The sequence below is a fragment of the Mycobacterium sp. genome, assembly GCF_046330795.1.
Classification (GTDB): Bacteria; Actinomycetota; Actinomycetes; order Mycobacteriales; family Mycobacteriaceae; genus Mycobacterium.
The window spans coordinates 183,870-206,804 of the sequence record NZ_JAXLSA010000003.1 but is presented as its reverse complement, the minus strand read 5'-3'; the positions used below and the strand labels follow the sequence as shown (position 1 = coordinate 206,804).

26 protein-coding genes are annotated in these 22,935 nt (G+C 67.1%); 11 read left to right on the top strand and 15 right to left on the bottom strand.

Annotated features, from left to right (window positions below; genetic code table 11):
• Window positions 1-18 precede the first annotated feature (18 nt).
• The 7 genes from U0R18_RS12335 (at window position 19) to mgtA (ending at window position 6,891) form a co-directional block, all read left to right on the top strand.
• A complete protein-coding gene (locus U0R18_RS12335) occupies window positions 19-525 on the top strand; it encodes a DUF2505 family protein (RefSeq protein ID WP_526368679.1) in 507 nt (168 codons plus the stop codon).
• A 21-nt stretch (window positions 526-546) separates the two neighbouring features.
• Entirely contained in the window at window positions 547-1,062 is a 516-nt protein-coding gene (locus U0R18_RS12330) for a DUF2505 family protein (RefSeq protein WP_526368677.1), read from the top strand.
• Window positions 1,055-1,846, top strand: a complete 792-nt coding sequence (locus U0R18_RS12325; protein ID WP_526369493.1) for a class I SAM-dependent methyltransferase — start codon at window positions 1,055-1,057, stop codon at window positions 1,844-1,846. The genes U0R18_RS12330 and U0R18_RS12325 overlap by 8 nt, the downstream gene beginning before the upstream one ends.
• 70 nt (window positions 1,847-1,916) lie before the next feature.
• Window positions 1,917-2,456 carry a YceI family protein gene (locus tag U0R18_RS12320; RefSeq protein ID WP_526368675.1) on the top strand — a complete coding sequence of 180 codons (540 nt, stop codon included), beginning with the start codon at window positions 1,917-1,919 and terminating at the stop codon, window positions 2,454-2,456.
• Window positions 2,457-2,460: 4 nt separating this feature from the next.
• Window positions 2,461-3,276 (top strand): carbon-nitrogen hydrolase family protein, encoded by an 816-nt coding sequence (locus U0R18_RS12315; protein WP_526368673.1) that lies wholly within the window; start codon window positions 2,461-2,463, stop codon window positions 3,274-3,276.
• Window positions 3,273-4,214, top strand: a complete 942-nt coding sequence (locus U0R18_RS12310) for an LmeA family phospholipid-binding protein (protein ID WP_526368671.1) — start codon at window positions 3,273-3,275, stop codon at window positions 4,212-4,214. Before U0R18_RS12315 ends, U0R18_RS12310 begins: the two co-directional genes overlap by 4 nt.
• A 55-nt stretch (window positions 4,215-4,269) precedes the next feature.
• Window positions 4,270-6,891, top strand: a complete 2,622-nt coding sequence (gene mgtA / locus U0R18_RS12305) for a magnesium-translocating P-type ATPase (protein WP_526368669.1) — start codon at window positions 4,270-4,272, stop codon at window positions 6,889-6,891.
• 21 nt (window positions 6,892-6,912) lie between these two features.
• Here mgtA and deoC read toward each other — a convergent pair whose 3' ends face one another.
• From deoC to U0R18_RS12275, 6 genes are all read right to left on the bottom strand, one after another.
• Window positions 6,913-7,590, bottom strand: a complete 678-nt coding sequence (gene deoC, locus U0R18_RS12300; protein ID WP_526368667.1) for a deoxyribose-phosphate aldolase — start codon at window positions 7,588-7,590, stop codon at window positions 6,913-6,915.
• Window positions 7,590-8,075 (bottom strand): DUF2599 domain-containing protein, encoded by a 486-nt coding sequence (locus U0R18_RS12295; protein WP_526368665.1) that lies wholly within the window; start codon window positions 8,073-8,075, stop codon window positions 7,590-7,592. The genes deoC and U0R18_RS12295 overlap by 1 nt, the downstream gene beginning before the upstream one ends.
• Window positions 8,006-8,287 (bottom strand): DUF2516 family protein, encoded by a 282-nt coding sequence (locus tag U0R18_RS12290; RefSeq protein ID WP_526369491.1) that lies wholly within the window; start codon window positions 8,285-8,287, stop codon window positions 8,006-8,008. The genes U0R18_RS12295 and U0R18_RS12290 overlap by 70 nt, the downstream gene beginning before the upstream one ends.
• A gap of 49 nt (window positions 8,288-8,336) precedes the next feature.
• Window positions 8,337-9,002, bottom strand: coding sequence for a heparin-binding hemagglutinin (locus U0R18_RS12285; protein ID WP_526368663.1), 666 nt, complete (start codon window positions 9,000-9,002; stop codon window positions 8,337-8,339).
• Window positions 9,003-9,052: 50 nt separating this feature from the next.
• Window positions 9,053-9,466 (bottom strand): helix-turn-helix domain-containing protein, encoded by a 414-nt coding sequence (locus U0R18_RS12280; protein WP_526368661.1) that lies wholly within the window; start codon window positions 9,464-9,466, stop codon window positions 9,053-9,055.
• 85 nt (window positions 9,467-9,551) lie between these two features.
• Window positions 9,552-10,856 carry a DUF445 domain-containing protein gene (locus U0R18_RS12275; protein ID WP_526369489.1) on the bottom strand — a complete coding sequence of 435 codons (1,305 nt, stop codon included), beginning with the start codon at window positions 10,854-10,856 and terminating at the stop codon, window positions 9,552-9,554.
• Between the two features lie 219 nt (window positions 10,857-11,075).
• On the opposite strand from U0R18_RS12275, the gene U0R18_RS12270 reads away from it, so the two are divergent.
• Together U0R18_RS12270 and U0R18_RS12265 are read left to right on the top strand one after the other, a co-directional pair.
• Window positions 11,076-11,786 carry a TetR/AcrR family transcriptional regulator gene (locus U0R18_RS12270; protein ID WP_526368659.1) on the top strand — a complete coding sequence of 237 codons (711 nt, stop codon included), beginning with the start codon at window positions 11,076-11,078 and terminating at the stop codon, window positions 11,784-11,786.
• 32 nt (window positions 11,787-11,818) lie between these two features.
• Entirely contained in the window at window positions 11,819-12,679 is an 861-nt protein-coding gene (locus U0R18_RS12265; protein ID WP_526368657.1) for a polyphosphate kinase 2 family protein, read from the top strand.
• A gap of 6 nt (window positions 12,680-12,685) precedes the next feature.
• Here the strand turns inward: U0R18_RS12265 and U0R18_RS12260 are convergent, their stop codons facing one another.
• From U0R18_RS12260 to U0R18_RS12245, 4 genes are all read right to left on the bottom strand, one after another.
• Window positions 12,686-13,558: a cyclopropane mycolic acid synthase family methyltransferase gene (locus tag U0R18_RS12260; RefSeq protein WP_526368655.1), complete on the bottom strand. Its 873-nt coding sequence runs from the start codon at window positions 13,556-13,558 to the stop codon at window positions 12,686-12,688.
• Between the two features lie 114 nt (window positions 13,559-13,672).
• Window positions 13,673-14,530, bottom strand: a complete 858-nt coding sequence (locus tag U0R18_RS12255; RefSeq protein WP_526368653.1) for a 3-hydroxyacyl-CoA dehydrogenase family protein — start codon at window positions 14,528-14,530, stop codon at window positions 13,673-13,675.
• 140 nt (window positions 14,531-14,670) lie between these two features.
• On the bottom strand, window positions 14,671-15,957 hold the full coding sequence (gene aceA, locus U0R18_RS12250) for an isocitrate lyase (protein WP_526368651.1): 1,287 nt from the start codon (window positions 15,955-15,957) through the stop codon (window positions 14,671-14,673).
• Between the two features lie 249 nt (window positions 15,958-16,206).
• Complete coding sequence (locus U0R18_RS12245; RefSeq protein WP_526368649.1) at window positions 16,207-17,037, bottom strand: acyl-[acyl-carrier-protein] thioesterase; 831 nt, start codon at window positions 17,035-17,037, stop codon at window positions 16,207-16,209.
• 125 nt (window positions 17,038-17,162) lie between these two features.
• Here U0R18_RS12245 and ramB point away from each other — a divergent pair, with 125 nt between their 5' ends.
• Window positions 17,163-18,581 carry an acetate metabolism transcriptional regulator RamB gene (gene ramB / locus U0R18_RS12240; RefSeq protein ID WP_526368647.1) on the top strand — a complete coding sequence of 473 codons (1,419 nt, stop codon included), beginning with the start codon at window positions 17,163-17,165 and terminating at the stop codon, window positions 18,579-18,581.
• The gene (locus U0R18_RS12235) at window positions 18,578-19,129 is read left to right on the top strand and encodes a carboxymuconolactone decarboxylase family protein (protein ID WP_526368645.1); all 552 of its coding nucleotides are present in this window, start codon (window positions 18,578-18,580) and stop codon (window positions 19,127-19,129) included. Before ramB ends, U0R18_RS12235 begins: the two co-directional genes overlap by 4 nt.
• Before the next feature lie 13 nt (window positions 19,130-19,142).
• Here the strand turns inward: U0R18_RS12235 and U0R18_RS12230 are convergent, their stop codons facing one another.
• The 5 genes from U0R18_RS12230 to U0R18_RS12210 all read right to left on the bottom strand — a co-directional run bounded on the left by U0R18_RS12230 (window position 19,143) and on the right by U0R18_RS12210 (window position 22,915).
• On the bottom strand, window positions 19,143-20,063 hold the full coding sequence (locus U0R18_RS12230) for a hypothetical protein (protein WP_526368643.1): 921 nt from the start codon (window positions 20,061-20,063) through the stop codon (window positions 19,143-19,145).
• Complete coding sequence (gene lpdA / locus U0R18_RS12225) at window positions 20,063-21,457, bottom strand: dihydrolipoyl dehydrogenase (RefSeq protein WP_526368641.1); 1,395 nt, start codon at window positions 21,455-21,457, stop codon at window positions 20,063-20,065. Before lpdA ends, U0R18_RS12230 begins: the two co-directional genes overlap by 1 nt.
• Window positions 21,458-21,530: 73 nt before the next feature.
• Complete coding sequence (locus U0R18_RS12220; RefSeq protein WP_526368639.1) at window positions 21,531-22,046, bottom strand: hypothetical protein; 516 nt, start codon at window positions 22,044-22,046, stop codon at window positions 21,531-21,533.
• A gap of 49 nt (window positions 22,047-22,095) precedes the next feature.
• On the bottom strand, window positions 22,096-22,374 hold the full coding sequence (locus tag U0R18_RS12215; RefSeq protein ID WP_526368637.1) for a putative holin: 279 nt from the start codon (window positions 22,372-22,374) through the stop codon (window positions 22,096-22,098).
• Window positions 22,375-22,402: 28 nt separating this feature from the next.
• Window positions 22,403-22,915 (bottom strand): DUF779 domain-containing protein, encoded by a 513-nt coding sequence (locus U0R18_RS12210; protein ID WP_526368635.1) that lies wholly within the window; start codon window positions 22,913-22,915, stop codon window positions 22,403-22,405.
• Window positions 22,916-22,935: the final 20 nt, after the last annotated feature.

Here is a 22,935-nt window from a genome sequence, read left to right as displayed (position 1 = left end):
ACGGTAGCCTGGCCAGCTATGCCGCGTTCATTCGACATGTCCGCCGAGTACGACGGCACCGTCGATCAGGTCCATCGCGCCTTTGCCGACGAGCGGTACTGGCAGGCGCGGCTGGCCGATTCGGGCGCCGACGACGCCACCCTGGACGCCCTGGAGGTCGGCCCGGGCGGCACCATCACCGTCGCCACCACGCAGATCCTGCGCCACGATCGGTTGCCCGGGATCGTGACGCAGTTCCACCGGGGGGACCTGCGGATCGGGCGCCGGGAGCAGTGGAGCCCGGTTACCGACCAGAAGGCCACCGCGCAGGTCAGCGGCGATATCCACGGGGCTCCCGTCAGGCTGGGCGGGGATGCCGCGCTGACCCGGAAAGGTGATCTGACCCGCCTCACCTTTCGTGGCTCCGTGGAGGTCCGCGTTCCGCTGGTGGGCGGCAAGATCGAGAGCTTCGTCAGCGCCCAGCTGGTGGACCTGCTCAACGCCGAACAGCGATTCACCACGAAGTGGCTCACCGAAAATTGCTGACGCGTCAGTAAAATCGCCGGCATGAGCCGTCGGATGGACTACACCATTACGTTCGACGCCCCGGCCGAGAAGGTCTACCAGGACTTCACCGATCGCCAGTACTGGGACGCGTTGATGGACGCCTACGGGTGGCTCACCCCACAATCCGAGATCACCGAGTTCCGCTGCGAGGAATCCGGCACTGACATCGTTTTCCGACAGAACCTGCCGCGCATGTACCTGCCGCCGGTGGCGCGCGCGGTGATGCCGGTGGACATGATCATCACGCGCGAACAGCATTTCGCCCCCTTCGATACCGAGACGAACAGCGCCACGGGCCGCTACCGGGCGTCGGTGCCACTGGGCCCGGGCCACTTCGGCGGCCGTTACATGCTGACCGACGAGGGCGGCACCAGCCGGCTGCGGTTGGCCAACGTGTGCAAGGTGAACATCCCTTTCGTGGGCGGAACGCTCGAGCAGCTGATCCTGTCCAACATCACGATGCTGTTCGACGCCGAGGAGGCGTTCACGGCGGACTGGATCTCCAAGCATCACTAGGGATCCCGCGCCCATCGGCCAACCCACCCGGGGCACCACCGGGTACAACCGGCTGCGCCGCAGCGACCGCTGGCTGGTGCATTCGCCGCGCGTCCGCACGGTTCTCGAGTCGGCGGCCGATCCCCTGGTGGTCGACCTCGGCTACGGCGCCCTGCCGGTCACGACGCTGGAGTTGTCCGACCGTCTGCGGGCGGTCCGCCCCGATGTGGAAGTGGTCGGGCTGGAGATCGACCCGCACCGGGTGGCCTCGGCGCAGTCCGCGGCCCGGCCCGGCGTCCGGTTCGCCGTCGGCGGTTTCGAGATGGCGGGACTGCATCCGGTGCTGGTGCGCGCGTTCAACGTGCTGCGGCAGTACCCCGTGGAGGAGGTGCCGGCCGCCTGGGCGACGCTGCGGGCCCGGCTGGCGCCGGGTGGATTGATCGTGGATGGTACGTGCGACGAACTCGGCCGGCGCTGCTGCTGGGTGTTGCTCGACGAGGACGGACCGGTGAGCCTGACTCTGGCATGCGATCCCGGGAACCTCGAACGGCCATCCGATCTGGCCGAGCGACTGCCGAAAGTCCTTATCCACCACAATGTTCCGGGTCAGCCGATCCACGCGCTGTTGGCCGCCGCGGATCGGGCGTGGGCCCACGCGTCCGGTCAGGGGGTGTTCGGCCCCAGGGTGCGCTGGCGCGAGATGGTGGCAATGCTGGCGCGCGACGGGGTGCCGGTCGAACCGCAGCGGCGCAGGCTGCGGGACGCGGTGCTGACGGTGCCGTGGAATGTGGTCGAGCCGGTCTGAAATCCCACGTCGAGTTCTGCCACAGGGTCGTTCCACGGGCGTCTCAGCGACCTTGGTGCAGAATTCGACGGTGACCACCTGGACCCTGACCAACGCCGACGGCGAGCTCACCATACGCACGGGCGTCGCCGGGCGCGCCGCCAAGATGGGCCATCGATTGACACTGCTGATGGAGTCGTGGCGCATCGACGTGACGTGGCGGGGCAAGACCCCGGTCGCCGCCGCCCTCGTCGTCGACGTCGACTCGCTGCAGGTGCTGCGCGGCGAAGGCGGTGTGACCCCGCTGTCCGGCCCGGAAAAGGCGGTCGCGCGCGGGAACGCGCTGAAAACCCTTGACGCCAAATCCTTCCCGACCATCGAATTCCACCCGGACAGCATCGAGCGCACCGGCGACGGCTACCGGCTGGCGGGACCGCTGAGCATCCACGGTGTCAGCCGGCCCACCACCGTCGACCTCACGATGACCCAGGATGGCGACACCTGGCATCTGACGTGTGCGGCCCAGGTGCGTCAGACCGAGTTCAAGATCAAGCCGTTCTCGATGATGATGGGCACCATGAAGGTCGACGACACGGTGACCGTGGCGCTGGACGCCCGGCGCATAGTCTGAACCCATGCGGATCGCGCTGGCCCAGATCAAGAGCGGCACCGACCCCGCCGCCAACCTGGCCACGGTGCGAGACTACGTCGGCCGGGCCGCGGCCGAGGGCGCGCAACTGGTGGTGTTCCCCGAAGCCACGATGTGCCGCTTCGGGGTCCCGCTACGCCCCGTCGCCCAACCGTTGGACGGGCCGTGGGCGGACGGCGTGCGGGCGGCCGCGGCGGAGCACGGCGTCACCGTGGTGGCGGGGATGTTCTGCCCGGCCGACGGCGAACGGGTCACCAACACGCTGATCGCCGCCGGGCCGGGGATCGACACGCACTACGACAAGATCCACCTCTACGACGCGTTCGGCTTCGCCGAGTCCAAGACCGTCGCACCCGGCCACGAACCGGTGTTGATCGACGTCGACGGGGTCGCCGTTGGCCTGACCACGTGCTACGACGTCCGCTTCCCCGAGCTCTATGTCGGCCTGGCCCAACGCGGCGCGCAGGTGTTCACCGTCAGCGCTTCCTGGGGCACCGGGCCCGGCAAGCTCGACCAGTGGACGCTGCTGGCCCGCGCCCGGGCACTGGACACCGCCGGCTTCGTCGCCGCGGTCGGGCAGGCGTATCCCGGCGACGAGATCGCCAAGATCGGGCCCACCGGGGTCGGCGGAAGCCTGGTCGCCTCACCGTACGGCGAGGTCATCGGCAGCGCCGGCGCCGACGAGCAACTGCTGGTCTGCGATGTCGACCCGGCCGTCGTCGCGTCGGCCCGGGACACGCTGGCCGTCCTGCGTAACCGCTCAGCGTCCGCTCAGACCGATAGGGCAGAATCGCGCGGGTGACGAATCCGCCACCGGGGCCGTGGGGCCGCCCACCGCAGGTGCCGCCCACCGAACGCATCCCTTCGCAGGTCCCGCCGCCGGAGGCCACGCAGCAAATCCCCCGGCAGGCCCGACCGGAGCCGCCGACCCAGCAGTTCCAGACGGCCAATGCGAGCCCCCCCATCGCTCCCGAAGAGCCTGGGCCGCCCACGCAGAACCCGCTGCGCCGGCTCGTCAGCGATCCGCTGTCGATCGTCCTGGTTCTGGTGACCGTCGTCGCGCTGGGACTGGCGGCCATCGTCGGCGGCGAGCTCTACGCGCGCCACCGGGCCAACTCGATCGTCTCGACCATCGTTTCGTGCGTGGTGCAGGACAAGGCCGACGCCTCGTTCGGGGTGGTCCCGCCGTTCCTGTGGCAGCACTTCAACGAGCACTACACCAACATCTCCGTGGAAACCGCCGGCAATCAGGTGCGCGAGGCCAAGGGGATGAAGGTGAACATCGACCTGAAGGACGTGCAGCTGAAGAACGCGGGCACCTCGGCCGGCACCATCGGCTCCCTGGTGGCGCGGTTCGACTGGTCCTCCGACGGCATCAAACGCACTGTGCAGGACGCGATCCCGCTGTTCGGCGGAATCGTGTCGGGGGTTACCACCGATGCGTCCGCCGGGACCATCGAGTTGCAGGGTCCGCTGGGAACGGTCACCGCCAAGCCCACCGTCACCAACGGCAGCATCGGCCTCGAGGTCCAGAACGTCACCGGTCTGGGGTTCACGCTGCCCAGCGAGTCGGTCCAGCCCGCGCTGGACGCCTTCACCCAGCAGATGATGAAGGACTATCCGATGGGCATCAAGGCCGACGCCATCCAGGTGACCGATGACGGTGTGAGCGGCCAGCTCTCGACGACGAACGCGACGATTCCGGCCGGCGGCAACGACGCCTGCTTCACCAGCCTGTAGGACGTCCAACAGGGCCGCTTGACCCCGCCTTGGGTCCTCGAGCACTATCTGTCACATGACCGCCGCCGCGGAGCACTCGACCACCGCCGCGGACAACCGCGTCCCACTCGCCCAGGCCGCGTCATCGTCATCCGGCCAACTGCTGGCCCAACTGGCCACCTCACCGCAGGGCCTGTCCACCGCTGAGGCCGCCAGCAGGCGAGAAGCCTACGGCCCCAACGCCTTCCCGACCCACAGGGTCAGCGCCTGGAAGATCCTCGAGCGACAGCTGAGCAATGCCGTGCTGCTGCTGCTCGCCGGCACCGCCATCGTTTCGGCCTTCCTGGGCGACACCACCCAATCGATTATCATCGGGATCATCCTGGTGATCAGCGTCGGCCTCGGTTTCATCAACGAGTACCGGGCCGAACGCGCGACCCAGGCCCTGCATTCACGGGTCCAGCACAGCGCGGTGGCGCGCCGGGACGGACAGTACGTCAAGCTCGACGTCACCGACCTGGTCCCCGGTGATGTCATCCGGCTGACCCTCGGCGAAGCGGTGCCCGCCGACGTCCGCCTGCTCGAGGCCCAGGGACTCGAGTGCAACGAAAGCCTGCTGACCGGCGAGTCGGCGGCCGCCGTCAAGTCCGTGGAACCGGTTCCCCCCGGCACGCCGTTGGCCGAGTGCTCCGACCTGGCGTTCATGGGCACCATCGTCAGCTCCGGTGAAGGCACCGCGGTGGTGTACGCAACCGGGTCCGGCGCCGAGTTCGGGAAGATCGCCGCCGGGCTGGGCACTACCCCGCCCGAGACAGATTTCCAGGCCGGCCTGCGCAAGTTCTCGTATCTGCTTCTCTACGTGGCGATCACGCTGACGGTCCTCATCCTGGTCACCAATCTGCTGCTGCGCCGGCCCATCATCGAATCGGTGCTCTTCGCGCTGGCCATCGCCGTCGGCATCACCCCGCAGCTGCTGCCCGCAGTCGTCAGCAGCAGTCTGGCGGCCGGGTCCCGACAACTGGCCAGACGCAAGGTCCTGGTGAAGCGGCTGGTCTGCATCGAGGACCTGGGCGACATCGATGTCCTGATCACCGACAAGACCGGCACTCTCACCGAGGGGCACATCAGCTTCGTCGACGCCGTGGACCCGGCTGGAACAGCATCGGCGGACGTCCTGCGGCTGGGACTGTTGGCCACCGACGTCGACCCGGCAACCGGCGGGGCCAGCGGCAACGACATGGATACGGCGCTGTGGGAATCGCATCCGGATGCCCGGAGGCTGACCGCCGGGGTGACCAAGGTCGCCGAGTTGCCGTTCGACCATACCCGCCGCGCCTCCTCGGTGCTGGTCAACGAAACTAGCGGAGGGACAAGAACTCTCGTCCTCAAGGGCGCACCCGAACAGGTCCTGGACGACTGCGTCGACGTCCCCGCGACCGCACGGCCGACGTTGGACGCGCTGTTCGCCGACGGCCGCCGCGTCGTGGCGGTGGCCACCCGGTCCGCGTCCGCCCTGACGGCCATCACCGCGGCCGACGAGCAGGGCCTGACCCTGGCGGGATTCCTGGTGTTCGCCGACAACCCGAAGGCCGCCGCCAAGGACTCGCTGGCCAAGCTCGCCGAACTCGAGATCGATGTCAAGGTCGCCACCGGCGACAACCCGCAGGTCGCCGAGAAGGTCTGCAAGGACCTCGGACTGACTTCCAAGGGAGTCGTCACCGGCACCGACATGGAGCGGCTCTCCGGCACCGACTTCGACGAAATGGTCTCCAACACAACGATCTTCGCCCGCGTGACACCGGAGCAGAAGGCGGCGATCATCCGGTCGGCGCGCAAACAGGGGCGGTCGGTCGGCTACCTGGGCGACGGCGTCAACGACGCACTCGCACTGCACTCGGCGGATGTCGGCATCTCGGTGGATTCGGCCACCGACGTTGCCAAGGATGCTGCCGACGTGGTGCTGCTGGAGAAAGACCTCGGCGTGCTGGCCGACGGCGTGGCCGAGGGCCGGCGCATTTTCGCCAACACCATCAAGTACGTCCTGATGGGCACGTCGAGCAACTTCGGCAACATGTTCAGCGCGGCGGCCGCGTCGGCGGTGTTGCCGTTCCTGCCGATGCTGCCGGGCCAGATCCTGCTGAACAACCTGCTCTACGACACCTCCCAATTGGCGATCCCCACCGACCACGCCGACCCCGAACAGTTGCACGCGCCGTCGCACTGGAACATCGCGTTCATCCGTCGGTTCATGCTGACCTTCGGTCCGATCAGCTCGCTGTTCGACTTCCTGACCTTCGGGCTGATGCTCGGGGTACTGCACGCCGGTGCACCCGAATTCCGCACCGGCTGGTTCCTGGAATCCCTGGCGACCCAGACGCTGATCATCTTCGCCATCCGCACCCGGCGGATCCCGTTCTTCCGCAGCCGACCCAGCGTGGCGCTGATCGCCTCGACGCTGACGGTGATCGCGGTCGGCGTGGCGCTGACACTGTCGCCCCTGGCGGGCCGGCTGGGTTTCACCACCCTGCCCTGGCAGTTCTTCGCCGCGCTGGCCGTGCTGACGCTGGCCTACCTGGTGCTGGTCGAGATCACCAAGAAGGTCTTCTACGCCGATCCCATGCACCTCGGCGATCCGCACGAACGTACCCGGGGCCGGTCGCACCGGGTACAGCGCCGGGCGGCCCGCTTCCGCGCCTAGGACGCGGGTTCCGGGCCGGGCCTATGTGAGCCCGTCGAGCACCGCGCGTGTACCGGAGAGCCCGAGCCGCGTGGCCCCGGCGTCCAGCAGCGCCAGGGCGTCTGCGGCCGTTCGAATTCCGCCGGATGCCTTTACCCCCAGGCGATCTCCGACCGTCGCGGCCATCGCGGCCACGGCGGCCACCGAGGCACCGCCGTAGGGGTGGAACCCGGTGGAGGTCTTGACGAAGTCCGCGCCCGCATCCTCGGCCGCGCGGCACACGTCGACCAGCAGCCTGTCCCCCGACAGCGACAGCAGCGCCGCCGACTCGACGATGACCTTGAGCACGGAATGCGGAATCGCCTTGCGCACCAACGCAATATCTCGGCCCACCGCGCCAAGCTCACCGGCAACCGCAGCGCCGACGTCGATCACCATGTCGATCTCCGTGGCACCCGCCGCAACGGCCAGCGCGGCCTCCCGGGCCTTGATCCCGCTGTCATGCTTGCCCGACGGGAATCCGGCGACGGCGGCCAGCTGCAGCTCATCCGGACACAGGTCGGCCGCGCCGGACACCATCGACGGCGACACGCACACCGCGCAGACCCCGAGCTCTACCGCCTCGGCGACCAGTACGGCGACGTCGGCCGCGGTGGCCTCGGGTTTGAGCAGCGTGTGATCGACCAGCGCCGCCACCTGCTGGCGCGTCCAGTCCCCCACTAGTCGGGCTCTTCCTCACCGCCGGGATTGCAGCCGGTGCTCAGCATCTTCACGTCGTCCACCACGGGCCGCCACGGCTCGATGTTCCAACTGACCTTGCCCGGTTCGGCGAACTCCGCCAGGCGCCAGTGGCACAGGAACTGTGCGCGCATCCCGGGCTGGTCGGCATCCGGGGCGTCGGCGAGGACCTCCTGCCACGCCTCGTCGGCCTGTGCGGTGGTCTGCAGCGTGCCGGCCGCGGCCCGGCCCTGCGGCGTCGGATACACGCGCAAGGTGTTGAGGTTGCCCCAGTACTGGTCCCACCTGGCGTGGTCGATGAACGGCGGGGTGAACACGTCGTTGTCGGCGTGCGCCGGCGCGGCGCCCAGCACCGCGGCGGCCACGGCCACCGCCGAGAGCAACCCCAGGCGCGCGCTCAGCGGGACTTCCCCTGGACTTCCAGCAGCTTCGGCCGGACGTCGGCCAGATATACGCCCGCCGCGCATGCCGCGATGGCCGACCCGAAACCGGGCCCCATCACGAACGCCAGCAGTAGCGCAGCGGCCAGGATCACCAGCCAGGCCGGCTTGGTGAGCTTGTCCACGGCGGTGTAGGCATCCGGGCGCTGCAGCGCAGCGTGGACCAGCGCATACAGCGTGGTAATCAGAACCGCGTAGTGCACGACAAGAAGAACGGCACCCGCCACACCTTGGAGCATCACGACTCCAAGGGTAGGCGGGTGCCGTTATTGCCGTCGACTGACGGTCTTACTTCTGGGTGACCTTCTTGGCCGGGGCCTTCTTGGCGGCCGGGGCCTTCTTGGCCGGGGCGGCCTTCTTGGCGGCCGGCGCCTTCTTGGCCGGCGCGGCCTTCTTGACGGCCTTCTTCACCGGCGCGGCGACGTCCTCGGCCTTGCCCGGCAGTTCGACACCGACCAGCTTGGCGGCACGCTCACCGACCGCGCGGGTCTGGGTGGCGACGGTGCCCAGCGCATCCTGGGTCAGCTCGACGGCCTGGTCGACGTACTCTTCGACGCGGTCCGCGGCACCCTCGATCGCCGGCTGGTTGCGCAGCCGCTCCAGGGCGGCCTCGCCACGCTCGACGAGCTTGTTGTAGGTGCTGGTGGCGGCCTCGGCGTACTCCTCGGCGACCTTGCGCAGCTCGTCGGCCGACAGCCGCTCGCGCAGATCGCCCAGTTCCTTGGGCAGGTCGCTCTGCAGCTTGGTCAGCCGGTCGCGGGCCTCGTCGACACGCGCGGTCAGCTTGGCGCGGCTCTCCTCGGCACGCTCGCTGGCGTCGGTGCGGGCTTCCTCGGCACGCTCACGAAGCGTGACGACGATCTCGTTGACGGTGGCCAGGGCCAGGTCCGCGGCACCCACGGCGGCGAGCAGCGGAGCCTTCAGGTCCTCAACGGTGGTGGTGTTCTCTGCCATTTTCTTCTTCCTTTCGGGGAGTGATCAATCGGTTTGTTCTGCAAGGCATTTCATGAGGTTTGATCAGATGGAAGCTCCTTCTGAAGCGCCTCGTTCTGCTGGAGGAAAGAGGTGTAGATGTCGAGCAGCACCTGCTTCTGCCGCTCGCTGATCGCCATGTCGGTCACGATGGCGTCGCGCACCGCGTTGCTCTCGCTGGGCTCGAGGATCCCGGCCTGCACGTAGAGCACCTCGGCGGACACCCGCAACGCCTTGGCGATCTGGTTGAGTACCTCGGCCGAGGGTTTGCGTAAACCCCGCTCGATCTGGCTGAGATAGGGGTTACTGACCCCGGCCTTCTCGGCCAGCTGCCGTACCGAAACCTGTGCGGCCTCGCGCTGCGCCCGGATGAAACTGCCAATATCCGATGCGGCATGGGAGGCGACAGTGCTCACCACGGCGGCAAGATTCTCATCCTGCGACATGGCTCACCCCTGATGTACTCGTCGGAATTGCTACATCCCACGGTACGCACAAGTGCTAGCTCTTGCAAGCAGTTGCAAGCGCAGGTCAGAATATGATTTGTGCCACTGCGTAAATAATCAGGCCCGCCAGGGCGCCCACCACGGTGCCGTTGATGCGGATGAATTGCAGGTCGCGGCCGACATGCAATTCGATGCGCCGGGACGCGTCCTCGGCGTCCCAACGCTCGATGGTCTCGGTGATGATCGAGGTGATCTCCACGCCGTACTGGCTCACCAGATGCTGGGCCCCGCGGACGATCCAGTTGTCCACCTTGTCGCGCAGTTCGGCGTCGTCGCGCAGCGACTCCCCGATGCGGACGACGGAATCCGCGACCCGCGCGCGCAGCGTGCTGGACGGATCGTCGACGCCTTCCAGCACCAGGCGCTTGAGGGTGCGCCACGCCGTCTCCGCCGCCCGGGTGACCTCGTCGCGGGCCATCAGTTGCTCCTTGACCGACTCGGCCTTGGCGATGGTCAGCGGATCGTTCTGGAGATCGTCGGCGAACTCGAAGAGGAAGCGCGTAGCCGATTGGCGCAGTTCATGATTCGGGTCGCGGCGCACCTTGTCGGTGAAATCCATCAGCTCACGGTGGATCCGGTCGCCGACCAACTGGTCGACGAACCGGGGCGACCAGCTCGGCGAATCGCGCATGATGACCCGGTCGATGGTGTCCCCGGCATTGAGCGCCCACTGGAACGCGCGGTCGGCCAGCAACTGGATCAGCGTCTCCTGCCGATTCTCGGCGAGCAGCGTGGAGAGCACCCGGCCCACCGGCGGCCCCCATTGCGGCTCGGCGATGCGCCGCACGATCATCCGGTCGATCACCTGCTGAATGTCATCGTCGTTGAGCAATTCGACACCCACCCGCATCACCGACGCCGCCTCCCCGGCGACGCGCTCGGCATGCTCGCGCTCGGACAACCATTTACCGACGCGGCCGGCGATGTCGGTGTCCCGCAGTTTGGTCTCGACGTTCTGCGGCGACAGGAAATTCTCGCGGACGAATGTGCCCAAGCTCTCACCGAGCTGGTCCTTCTTCTTCCGGATGATCGCGGTGTGCGGGATCGGCAGACCCAGCGGGTGCTTGAACAACGCCGTGACCGCGAACCAGTCGGCCAGCGCGCCGACCATGCCGGCCTCGGCCGCCGCCCGGACGTAGCCCACCCAGGCGGGCGCGTCGCCGCCCTTCTGCGCCCACGTGCACGCCAGGAAGATCACCGTCGCCCCGAGCAGGAACCCGAGGGCCACGAGCTTCATCCGGCGCAGGCCGCGGCGGCGCTGCTCGTCGGCGACCGGGTCCGCGTCGGCGAACGACTCCGCCAACGAACCCAGGGTCTGCGATATCCCCATGACGGTGTCACTCACCGCGGGAGTTGGACGGCCGAAACCATCGGCCGGCGAAGTCGGGAGTTCTGGGAGAGCTGCCACGTCTCCATCATCCGCTACTCCGGCGAGTTGCAGGGCGGGCCGCAGGGGTCCAGTTACTGTGACCGGCGCTCGGGGCGGGCCGCCGCGGTGTCAGGATCTGGCCGTAATATCAGCATCATCGACAGAACAGGAACTGCTGACGTGGCAACCGGGGCCAGGCCGCCTGCGAACAAGGTGGACGGGCGCAAGAGACGCTGGCACCAGCACAAGGTGGAACGGCGCAATGAGCTCGTCGACGGAACGCTGGAAGCCATCCGCACCCGTGGCCGCGACGTCAGCATGGACGAGATCGCCGCGGAGATCGGTGTTTCCAAGACCGTCCTGTACCGCTACTTCGTCGACAAGAACGACCTCACGACGGCCGTCATGATGCGATTCGCGCAGACCACCCTGATCCCGAACATGGCCGCGGCCCTGTCCACCAACCTCGACGGCTACGACCTGACCCGCGAAATCATCCGCGTCTACGTCGAGACCGTCGCCGCCGAGCCGGAGATCTACCCGTTCGTGTTCGCCAACAGTTCGGCCGGCAAGAGCAAGGTGATCGCCGACAGCGAACGGATCATCGCCGGGATGCTGGCCGTCATGTTCCGCCGCCGCATGCAAAAGGTCGGGATGGACACCAAGGGTGTCGAACCGTGGGCGTACATGATCGTCGGCGGCGTGCAGTTGGCCACACACTCATGGATGTCGCACCGCCGGATGAGTTCCGACGAGCTGATCGACTACCTGACCATGCTGTCCTGGAGCGCCCTGTGCGGCATCGTCGAGACCAACGGATCGCTGGCCGCGTTCAACAGCCAACCGCATCCGACGCCCGTCCTGCCGACGGCTGTCGACGAAGCACCCTGATTCGCGTCCCCCGGGCTTATAGGCTCACCGTCATGGCCGACGACCTGCCCTCGCAGTGGACCCATGAACCCGACAGGGTCCTGAAGTTCGAGCCCGGGAGCAAGGTCTCCGACATCGACACCGACTCCAGTCCGGGATTCAAGGGCGACAAGGCCGACGCGCCCAGGATCCAGGCGGAGCGCAACGCGGTGTTCGCCGATCTGCAGGAGAAGCTCTACGCCAACGGCCGCGCCGACGACAAGCGCTCCATCCTGCTGGTGCTGCAGGGCATGGACACCGCGGGCAAGGGCGGGATCGTCAACCACGTCGTCGCCGCCGGCAGCCCGATGGGCATCGACTACCACGGCTTCGGGGTGCCCACCGCGGAGGAACTCGAGCACCACTACCTGTGGCGGATCCGCAAGGCGTTGCCGGCCGCGGGACATATTGGGGTGTTCGACCGCTCGCACTACGAGGATGTCCTGGTGGTCCGGGTGCACAACCTGGTCCCGCCGGAGGTCTGGGGCGCGCGCTACGACGAGATCAACGCGTTCGAGAAGGAACTCGTCGACGGCGGGATGACGATCGTGAAGGTCGCGATGTTCGTGTCACTCGACGAGCAGAAGCGGCGCCTGGCGGCGCGCCTCGAGGACCCGACCAAGTACTGGAAGTACAACCCGGGCGACCTGAAGGAACGCGCCGTGTGGCCGGACTACAAGGAGGCCTATCAGGCGGTGCTGGACAAGACCTCGACGGACTACGCACCGTGGCACGTCGTGCCGTGCGACAAGAAGTGGTACAGCCGGCTGGCGGTCACCGAGTTGCTCATCGAGGCGCTCACCGCGATGGATCTGTCTTGGCCCGCAGCCGATTTCGACCTCGAGGCCGAGCGCAAGAAGGTCGCCGCGCTCTAGCGCAAGCTACTTCTGCAGCGTGAACTGACCGACGTTGGTGACGCCGCGGTGGAAGAAGTCCGCGCAGCCGGTCAGGTAGTGCATGTAGCGGTCGTAGACCTCCTGGCCCTGCATGGCCAGCGCCGCGTCCTTGTTCTTCTCCAGGTTCTCGGCCCACATGTCGAGCGTGCGCGCATAGTGCGGCTGCAGCAGGTGGACGCGCTCGAGCGTGAAACCCGAGTCGGCAGCCAGCTTTTCGATGTCCTCCACGGCCGGCAGACGGCCGCCGGGGAAGATCTCCTGCTCGATGAACTTCATGAACTTCAGATCGCTGATGGTGATCTTGATGCCGTTGTCGCGGAAGAAGGCCTGGTTGTGCGCCAGGATGGTGTGCAGCAACATGCGGCCGTCGTCGGGCAGCACGCTATAGGCCTTGGCGAAGAACGCGGGATACCGCTCGACCTTGAACGCCTCGAACGCGCCGATGGACACGATGCGGTCCACCTTGTCGTCGAACTCCTCCCAGCCCTGCATGCGGATCTCGACGGTCCGGTTGGTCGGGATGCCGGCGAGCATCTTGCGGCTGTAGGCGCTCTGGTTCTTGCTCAGCGTGATGCCGATGACGTTGACGTCGAACTTCTCGACCGCGCGACGCAGCGCACCGCCCCAGCCGCAGCCCACGTCGAGCAGCGTCATTCCGGGCTCGAGGTTGAGCTTGCCCAGCGCCAGGTCGAACTTGGCGTTCTGTGCCTCCTCGAGGGTCATGTCGTCACGCTCGAAGTACGCGCAGGTGTAGCCCATGGTCGGGTCGAGGAACAACGCGAAGAACTCGTCGGAGACGTCGTAGATGCCCTGGGACTCCTCGTAGTAGGGCTTCATTTCGTTCTCGACTTCAGGCATGCGGCTTCCTACCCCTTGCTCTGTGGATCAGTGGCGGCGATCGGGTCTTCGCCACCGCGAGCCAGGCTAGCCCACGGTTGAGCGTTCTGGCCAATACGCGCGAGCCCTGTGGGCTCAATAAATGTAGAAACCCCGGCCGGACTTTTTGCCCAGCTGGCCGGCCTCGACCATGCGCGACAACAGCGGAGGCGGCGCGTACAGCGGCTCCTTGTATTCCTCGAACATCGAGTCCGCGATCAGTTTCATCGTGTCCAGGCCGATGAGGTCGCACAGGCGTAGCGGCCCCATCGGATGTGAGAGCCCGGCGACCACGGCGGTGTCGATGTCCTCGACGGTGGCGACCCCTGCCTCGGCCATCCGGATGGCCGACAGCAGGTAGGGCACCAGGAGCGCGTTGACGATGAACCCCGACCGGTCGGTGCAGCGCACGACCTTCTTGCCCAGCGTCTGGCCGGCGAATTCGGCGACAGCGGCCACGGCTTTCTCGTCGGTCACCAGGGTGGCGACCAGTTCGACGAGCGGCAGCACCGGCACGGGATTGAAGAAGTGCAGGCCGAGCACCCGCTGCGGGTTCTTGGTCGCGGCGGCGATCTTCATGATCGGAATGCTCGAGGTGTTGGAGGCCAGCACCGCGCCGGGATCGGTGATGATCGCGTCGAGCTCGGCGAACAGCTTGGCCTTGACGCTCTCGTCCTCGACGATCGCCTCGATGACCAGTTGCCGGTCGGCGAGGTCCGTCAGGGCGGTGGTGAATGTCAGCCGGCCCAGCGCCGCGTCGCGGTCCTCGGCGGCCAGCTTGCCCTTCTCCACGGCCTTGTCCAGGGAGGCGGTGATCCGCTTCTTGCTACCGGCCGCGAATTCCTCGGTGGGCTCGTAGACGATGACGTCAACGCCGGCCTTGGCGCTCACCTCGGCGATCCCGCCGCCCATCTGTCCGCCGCCCACGACGCCCACACGTTCGATCTTGCTCATGGGTACTCCCTAACACAGCGAAGGCCCCGCCCCTCGTTCGGGGCGGGGCCTACGGGTTGATCTTTCAGCGCCGAGAATTGGGTTTCTGACGCGTTCTACCAGGACGGGCTGTCAGAAACCCAATTCTCGAGCGGAGACTGCTAGTGGAACTGGCCCTCTTCGGTGGAGCCGGCCAGCGCCGTGGTGGAGCTGGTCGGATCGACCGTGGTGGCGATCCGGTCGAAGTAGCCGGCGCCGACCTCGCGCTGGTGCTTGGTCGCGGTGTAACCACGCTCCTCGGCGGCGAACTCGCGCTCCTGCAGCTCGACGTAGGCGCTCATCTGGTTGCGGGCGTAGCCGTGGGCCAGATCGAACATCGAGTAGTTGAGGGCGTGGAAGCCGGCCAGCGTGATGAACTGGAACTTGAAGCCCATCGCGCCGAGCTCGTTCTGGAATTTCGCGATCGTCGCGTCGTCCAGGTGCTGCTTCCAGTTGAACGACGGTGAGCAGTTGTAGGCCAGCATCTGGTCCGGGAACTCGCTCTTGACGCCTTCGGCGAACTTCTTGGCCAGCTCGAGGTCCGGGGTGCCGGTCTCCATCCAGATCAGATCCGAGTACGGCGCGTAGGCCTTGGCACGGGCGATGCAGGGCTCGAGGCCGTTCTTCACGTGGTAGAAGCCCTCGGCGGTGCGCTCGCCGGTGACGAACGGCTTGTCGCGGTCGTCGACGTCGGAGGTGATCAGCGTGGCGGCCTCGGCGTCGGTCCGGGCGATGACGACGGTGGGCACGTCGGCCACGTCGGCAGCCAGGCGGGCCGAGGTCAGGGTGCGGATGTGCTGCTGGGTCGGGATCAGCACCTTGCCACCGAGGTGGCCGCACTTCTTCTCCGACGCGAGCTGGTCCTCCCAGTGCGAACCGGCGACACCGGCGGCGATCATGGCCTTCTGCAGCTCGTAGACGTTCAGCGCGCCACCGAAGCCGGCTTCGCCGTCGGCCACGATCGGGGCCAGCCAGTTCTCGACCGAACGGTCACCCTCGACCTTGGCGATCTGGTCGGCGCGCAGCAGCGCGTTGTTGATGCGACGGATGACCTGCGGGACCGAGTTGGCCGGGTAGAGGCTCTGGTCGGGGTAGGTGTGGCCGGACAGGTTGGCGTCACCGGCAACCTGCCAACCCGACAGGTAGATGGCCTTGAGGCCGGCGCGGACCTGCTGGACCGCCTGGTTGCCGGTCAGCGCACCCAGCGAGTTGACGTAGTCCATCTCGTGGAGCTGCTCCCACAGCACCTCGGAGCCGCGGCGAGCCAGCGTGCTCTCCTCGACGACGTGGCCCTGCAGGGCGACGACGTCCTGCGGCGTGTAAGTGCGGGTGATGCCCTTCCAGCGGGGGTTGTGATCCCAGTCGTGCTGGATCTGCTCGGGGGACTTCGGTGTTCCGACCGTGGACATTGCGTGCTCCTCTCGGCGAGTTCAGATCGCCGGTTTGTTAATGCCGAGGCAACTTCAGTGGCGTGCTGGAGCAAGGATGCCACCGGGAATATGCGCAGTTCAAGCCATATTGATTGCCAATTTCAGCTACGAGATCGTGTGAACTTGCAAATCTTGCAAAGTTCTGCCGAACTTGACCGCTTCAGCTGCTACCCGTCGGTAACATGAACGCCGCAGGTCAGCACCGAAAAACATCGGACAAACGTACTGTTAGAGCGGGAAGATCGCGGCGATCGCTTTGGTCTCGTCGCCGACCGCGTATGTGAGCGTTGTAACAGCGCGATCCACCAGTTCGGGACCGAACATGTCCGTCGAACCCGCCGGATGCACGTGCTCCAGGATCTCCAGCTTGTCCCCGAGCGCCACGGCGGCATCGTGCTCGATGGTGACCCGCAGCGGTCCGGCGAGCAGGTCGGGGTGAGCGTGCAGGTAGTCCTCGATCACGCTCCAGTAGACCGAGTTGTTCATGTGGTCGAACAGGTCGATGTCGGAGACCCGCACCGGATAGTCACGGATCTGGTTGGCGTCCTCGCGGGCACCGGGTTTCAGGTACGCCTTCCATCGCAGCCGGTCGACGACCGTCGTGCGTTGCAGACCCTCCAGGAAGTCATCGGAGATGCGCGCCGGGCCCTGGGTCTCGCGGTTGATGTTGATCCAGAACGCCTCGGACTCCATCAGACCCTGGCCGCGCTTTCCATCGATGCGCACGCGCATCTCGCACCACCGGTTCGACGTGCCCGAACACCAGCGGCGCATCCGTAGCATGTCCTGGAACTCAATGGGCCTGATCAGGTCGATCATCGTGCGCCGCACGATCCACAGCGGGTGGGTTTCCTCGTAGCCCATCTGGCGCAGCTGATCGGTGCCGACGTCCTGGATGTGCCGGCACGCGGCGTCGAACTTCAGTCGTCCGACGCGGTCGATGTCGGCGACCCGCAGCGGCCACTGCGTGTCGAAGACGTCGGGGTGCGGGTCGGGAACCGGCATCAGCGTCTTCGCCAAGCCCGTCGCCGGGGCGTTCGCCACATCCTCGATAGCCATCCCGGTCATCATGCCAAACGGTTGCGCGCGGGCCGAGCGTGCGTTTTCGTCGACGAACCGCTGGCTGCGCCCGCGCCGGCTGCGAAGTGTGCGAAGGCCAATTAGCAGCCGAGTAACCTGGTCGAATGTCCAAGACGTTCGTCGGCTCACGCGTGCGTCAGCTCCGCAACGAGCGCGGCCTCAGCCAGGCCGCGCTGGCACAGACGCTGCAGATCTCCCCCAGCTACCTCAACCAGATCGAGCACGACGTCCGGCCATTGACGGTGGCGGTGCTGCTGCGGATCACCGAGGTGTTCGGCGTCGACGCGACCTTCTTCGCCTCCCAGGACGACACCCGCCTGGTCGCCGAGCTGCGCGAGGTCAGCCTGGACCGCGACCTCGACATCGACCTGGATCCGGCCGAGATCGCCGAGGTGGTCGGTGCGCACCCGGCGGTCGCCCGGGCGATGGTCAACCTGCATCGGCGCTACCGGATCACCACCGCGCAGCTGACGGCGGTCGCCGAGGGCCGGTTCACTGACAGCAGCGGCAGCGCAGTGATCGCCATGCCGCACGAAGAGGTGCGCGACTATTTCTACGACCGCCAGAACTACCTCGACGAACTCGACACCGCCGCCGAGGACCTCACGGTGCGGATGGGTATGCACCGAGGCGATCTCGCCCGCGATCTGTCCCAGCGACTCAACCAGGTGCACGGTGTGCGCATCGTGCGGCAGGTCGACCTCGGCGACAGCGTGCTGCACCGCTACGACCCGCAGACCAGGACACTGCAGATCGGGAATCAGCTCTCGGGCGGACAGCAGGTGTTCCGGCTGGCCACTGAATTGGCCTACCTCGAGTTCGGCGATCTGATCGACGCGATGGTCGACGACGGCACATTCACCAGCCCCGAGTCCCGAACGCTGGCCAGACGCGGCCTGGCGAATTACTTCGCGGCCGCAACGGTCTTGCCCTACCGGCAATTTCACGCCGTCGCCGAGGAATTCCGCTACGACGTCGAACGCCTGTCGGCCCTCTACTCGGTCAGCTACGAGACCATCTGTCACCGGCTCTCGACGCTGCAACGACCGTCGATGCGCGGTGTGCCGTTCTCGTTCGTTCGCGTCGATCGAGCCGGGAACATGTCAAAACGTCAGTCCGCCACCGGCTTTCACTTCTCGTCGTCGGGAGGCACCTGTCCGTTGTGGAATGTCTACGAGACGTTCGCCAATCCGGGCAAGATCAGCGTCCAGGTCGCGCAGATGCCCGACGGGCGCAACTATCTGTGGGTGGCGCGCACCGTCGAGCGCCGCGCCTACCGGTATGGTCAGCCGGGAAAGACCTTTGCCATCGGCTTGGGTTGCGAACTGCGTCATGCACACCGGCTCGTCTACTCGGAGGGATTGGACCTGACCGCCGACCTCGTCGCCACCCCGATCGGCGCTGGCTGCCGGGTGTGCGAACGCGACAACTGCCCGCAGCGCGCCTTCCCGGCACTGGGTCGCGCGCTGGACATCGACGAGCACCGCAGCACGGTGTCGCCGTATCTGGTGCGGCCGGCATGAGTTCGGCCGAACCGGCTCGGATTCCGGTCACCCGCGGCGTCCGCGACGTCGGGTTGATCAACGCGGTCATCTGCGCGGTCGGTGCGCGCGGCATCCGGGCACCCGAGTTCCATCTGTTCAACGCCCTGGCTCGCAGCCGGTCCACGATGTGGACCTATCTGCCCTTCGCAGGTTCGCTGCTGTACTGGGGCCGATTGCCCAAGCGGGACACCGAATTGGTGATCCTGCGGGTGGGCCATCTGCGCCAATCCGAGTATGAGTTGCAGCAGCATCGCCGACTGGCGCGCAGCCGGGGACTCGACAACCAGACCCAGGCAAGGATTTTCGAAGGGCCCGATGCCGAAGGGCTGACCGACCGTCAGCGTGCGCTGATCCGGGCGACCGACGAATTCATCACGGATCGCACCGTTTCCGACGACACGTGGTCACAGCTCTCGGAGCATCTGAACAACCATCAGCTGATCGAGTTCTGTTTCCTGGCAGGGCATTACGACATGGTGGCGGCGACACTGAACACGCTGAGGGTTCCCCTGGACTTCCCGGACTAGCCACTCCCGGCCGTCAGCTACCACCGAAAGTAGTTGTCTCCGAAGCACTCACCTGAAACCCCTGCGGCGCACCACCGGCGGCCCCGAAGCACGCGACGCCGTCGTCGGTGGCCATGCAGGTGGCGCCGTAGGAATCGATCCGGTGCCCGATGGGTAGCTCCTTGACGACCCCCGGGTAGTCGGGGTTGGCCAGGCGTGGAGTCCCGGCCCGGCGGGTGCCGACGGGCCCCGGCAGCTGTGCGAACACCTCATCGTCCGAACCGTCGACACCGGGCAGCGCCGCCGGAGGCGTTGTGTCACAACCGATCACACCACCGCTGAACATCGCCATCTTGCACGTCAGCCCAGAACCGACGGTGAACACCGGGAACAGGTTCTTCGCTCCGGTGCCGACGATGTAGCTCTCGTCGCCGACGACGAAATCGTTGGGATCGGGAAAGCCGGCCGGCAGCCCGGGCGTCGGCGGACCCACACTGGCGCCGTCGGGGGTGATCGCCATCCACTGGGCCACCGGGGTGCCCTTGGTGCAGAACACCTTTGCGTCGCCCACCGCGCAGGCGAAATCGTCGAACACGATCTTGTGGCCCACCGGCAACACCGCGGCGGCGGCCCCGGTCGACTTCACGAACAACGGGCTGGCCGTGTTGTGCAGACCCCGGCGCACCTGGTCGGCCGACAGCACAACCTGATTGGCCCCGCTCGATCCTCGCGGCAACGGACCGTCACAGCCGGCCATGCCCTGCGCCGGCCGGATTCCGCACAACAGCCCGTCCGGAGTCTGGAAGTAGACCTCGCCGCCGTCGACGTACTGATCCGGTGCTGCCGCTGAATACCCGGACAGGTCAGGGGCTTCCGGCGCCGCTGCGGCGGGACCGGCGCCGACCACACCCGCCGCGGTCAGCAACAGGGCCGGGAGTGCAGCGCGCGCGAACATCAGAAGTTGATCATGTGACCGGCCAGGCCGTGGAAGCACTCCTGCAGTGCCTCCGACAGCGTCGGGTGGGTGTGCACGTTGCGCGCGCATTCGGTGGCGGTCAGGTCCCACTTCTGCGCCAGCGTCAGCTCGGGCAGCAGCTCGGACACGTCGGGCCCGATCAGGTGCCCGCCGATCAGCTCGAGGTGCTTCTTGTCGGCGATCAACTTGACGAAGCCGGTCGGGTCGGCCAGCCCGTGCGCCTTCCCGTTGGCGGTGAACGGGAACTTGGCGACGACAACGTCGTAGCCTTCGGCCTTGGCCTGCTCTTCAGTGAGCCCGAAGCTGGCCACCTGCGGCTGACAGAACGTGGCGCGCGGCATCATCCGGTAGTCGCCCAGCGTCATGGTCTCGGCACCGGCGATGGTCTCGGCGGCAACGACGCCCTGCGCCTCGGCCACGTGGGCGAGCTGCAACTTGCCGGTGACATCGCCGATGGCGTAGATGTGCGGCACGTTGGTGCGCATGTTGTCGTCGATGGCGATGGCCTTGCGGTCGGTCAGCGCAACCCCGGCGGCCTCCAGGCCGAAGCCCTCGACGTTGGGCCCAAAACCGATGGCCTGCAACACCTTGTCGGCCTTCAGTTCGTCGGTCTTGCCGTCCTTGGAAACGACCACCGTCACCGCGGAGCCCGAGTCCGTGATGGACTCGACCTTGGTGCCGGTCAGGATCTTCACACCGAGCTTCTTGTACTGCTTCTCGATCTCCTTGGAGACCTCGGCGTCCTCGTTGGGCAACGCACGCGGCAGGAACTCGACGATAGTGACGTCGACGCCGTAGTTCTTCAGGACGTAGGCGAACTCCATGCCGATCGCACCGGCGCCGGCGATGATGATGGACCCCGGCAGCTCCCGGGTCAGGATCTGCTTCTCGTAGGTGACGACGTTCTCGCTCAGCGAGGTGCCGGGCACCAGCCGGGTCGAGGATCCGGTCGCGATGATCGCGTTGTCGAACTCCACCTGCTCGGTGCCGCCGTCATTGAGTTCGACGGTCAACGAGCTGGGTCCGGTGAACTTCCCGTAGCCGCCCAGTTCGGTGATCTTGTTCTTCTTCATCAGGAAGTGCACGCCGGCCACCCGGCCGTCGGCGACCTTGCGGCTGCGGTCGAACGCCGCGCCGAAATCGAAGGTGACCTCACCGCTGATGCCGAAAGTCTTGGCCTCCTTGGTGAAGATGTGGGCCAGTTCGGCGTTGCGCAGCAGCGCCTTGGACGGGATACATCCGACGTTGAGGCACACCCCGCCCCAGTACTTGGGTTCCACGATGGCGGTGTTCAGTCCGAGCTGGGCCGCCCGGATCGCCGCCACGTATCCGCCGGGGCCGGCACCGAGCACGACGACGTCATAGTGAGTCACGGCTCCCCAGCCTAGTGGTGCGACCAAGCGCCTCGCATCCAGTAGCGCCGTCTGCGACAAACTCTCGCAGGACTTACTGAGTGGCGGTGATCAGGCGGTACGCGTACAGCCCGTAGAGTAGGCCCGCACCGCAGGCCGCCGCGCACGGCGTCGACATCACCGCCAGGGCGACCGCGGACAGGGTGGGCCGGTTGTCGACCATCGCGACCAGTAGCGCGGCCACCACACACACGATCACGAACACCAGGGCCGCGAATTCCACCCACGTCTTGTCCATCGCGTGGAACCACCAGAAGTACATGCCAGCGCCGGCGAGCGCTCCGACCAGCCACACGCCGGCCAGTACCAGCGCCAGCTTCCAGCGCTTGATGAAGGCGAACTGGCCCGGTACCGCGACGGGCGCTGCGGGCACCACGACGGGCTCCGACGAGATCGCCCCACTGAGGTCGATGTGCACCGGCTCCCGGCTGGCGCGCGCGTAGGGGTTGACCTCCACCGGCGGGGTGTAGTCAACCGCGTCGCCCCCGAAGTTCAGCGGTTCGGGATGCGGGCCGGTGTCGAAGATGGGTGCGTGGTGCGGTTCGGTCATCGGCATGGAGCCGGTATCCACAGCGCCGGTCTCTACTACGTCAACGCTGTCAGCCACCGCTCACCACCTGCGTGAGGACCAGCACGATGAACCAGCCGGGAGCGAACGCCAGACAGAACGCGCCCATGGCCGTCACGGTCCGGCTACCCGACACCATCAGCAACGCCGCACCCAGGGCCGTCGGCACCACGAGGACCAGACCGATCGCGACGTCGGGCCGGACCGAGACGGTGACGAGCAGCGTCGCCAGCACCGCCGCGATGACCCCGGCCGCCACACCCAGCAGCAGTGCGCCGGTCAGCCATCTCGCCCGCGGTAGGGGAACCACGAAGAAAACGCTACCGCGTGACCTGCGGTTAGCCGTGGACCTGCGCGGCGCGCCCCACCGGCAACGTGCACGCATCGGCTGCTTCGGCGACCACGGAGCCGCGCGGACCGGCCGGCCGTTGCCCCTGCTCATAGCCCGATCCGGTGACCGGGGTGGCGGCGCTGAGCTGGCAATTCTCGTCATCGGTGAAGGCGCGTCCGCGGGACAGGAACCGCACGCCCTCGGGTGCTTCGAGGCTGAATCCGCCGCCGCGACCCGGCACCAGGTCGATCACCAGCTGGGTGTGCTTCCAGGCATCGAACTGGGGCCCGGAGATCCACACCGGCACGCCGTCGGGCTGGCGGTCGCCCACCACGTCGAGCAGCCCCAGCAGCACGTCCCGGTCCCCCACGATGAAGTCGCCGACCGGATAGCACATCGGCGACGACCCGTCGCAGCAGCCGCCGGACTGATGGAACATCAGCGGGCCGTGCCGACCCTGCAGCGTCGCCAACAGGTCGGCGGCACTGCGCGTGATCAACACCCGGGCAGGGGCCACCATGCCGGCCACCCTACGCCGCG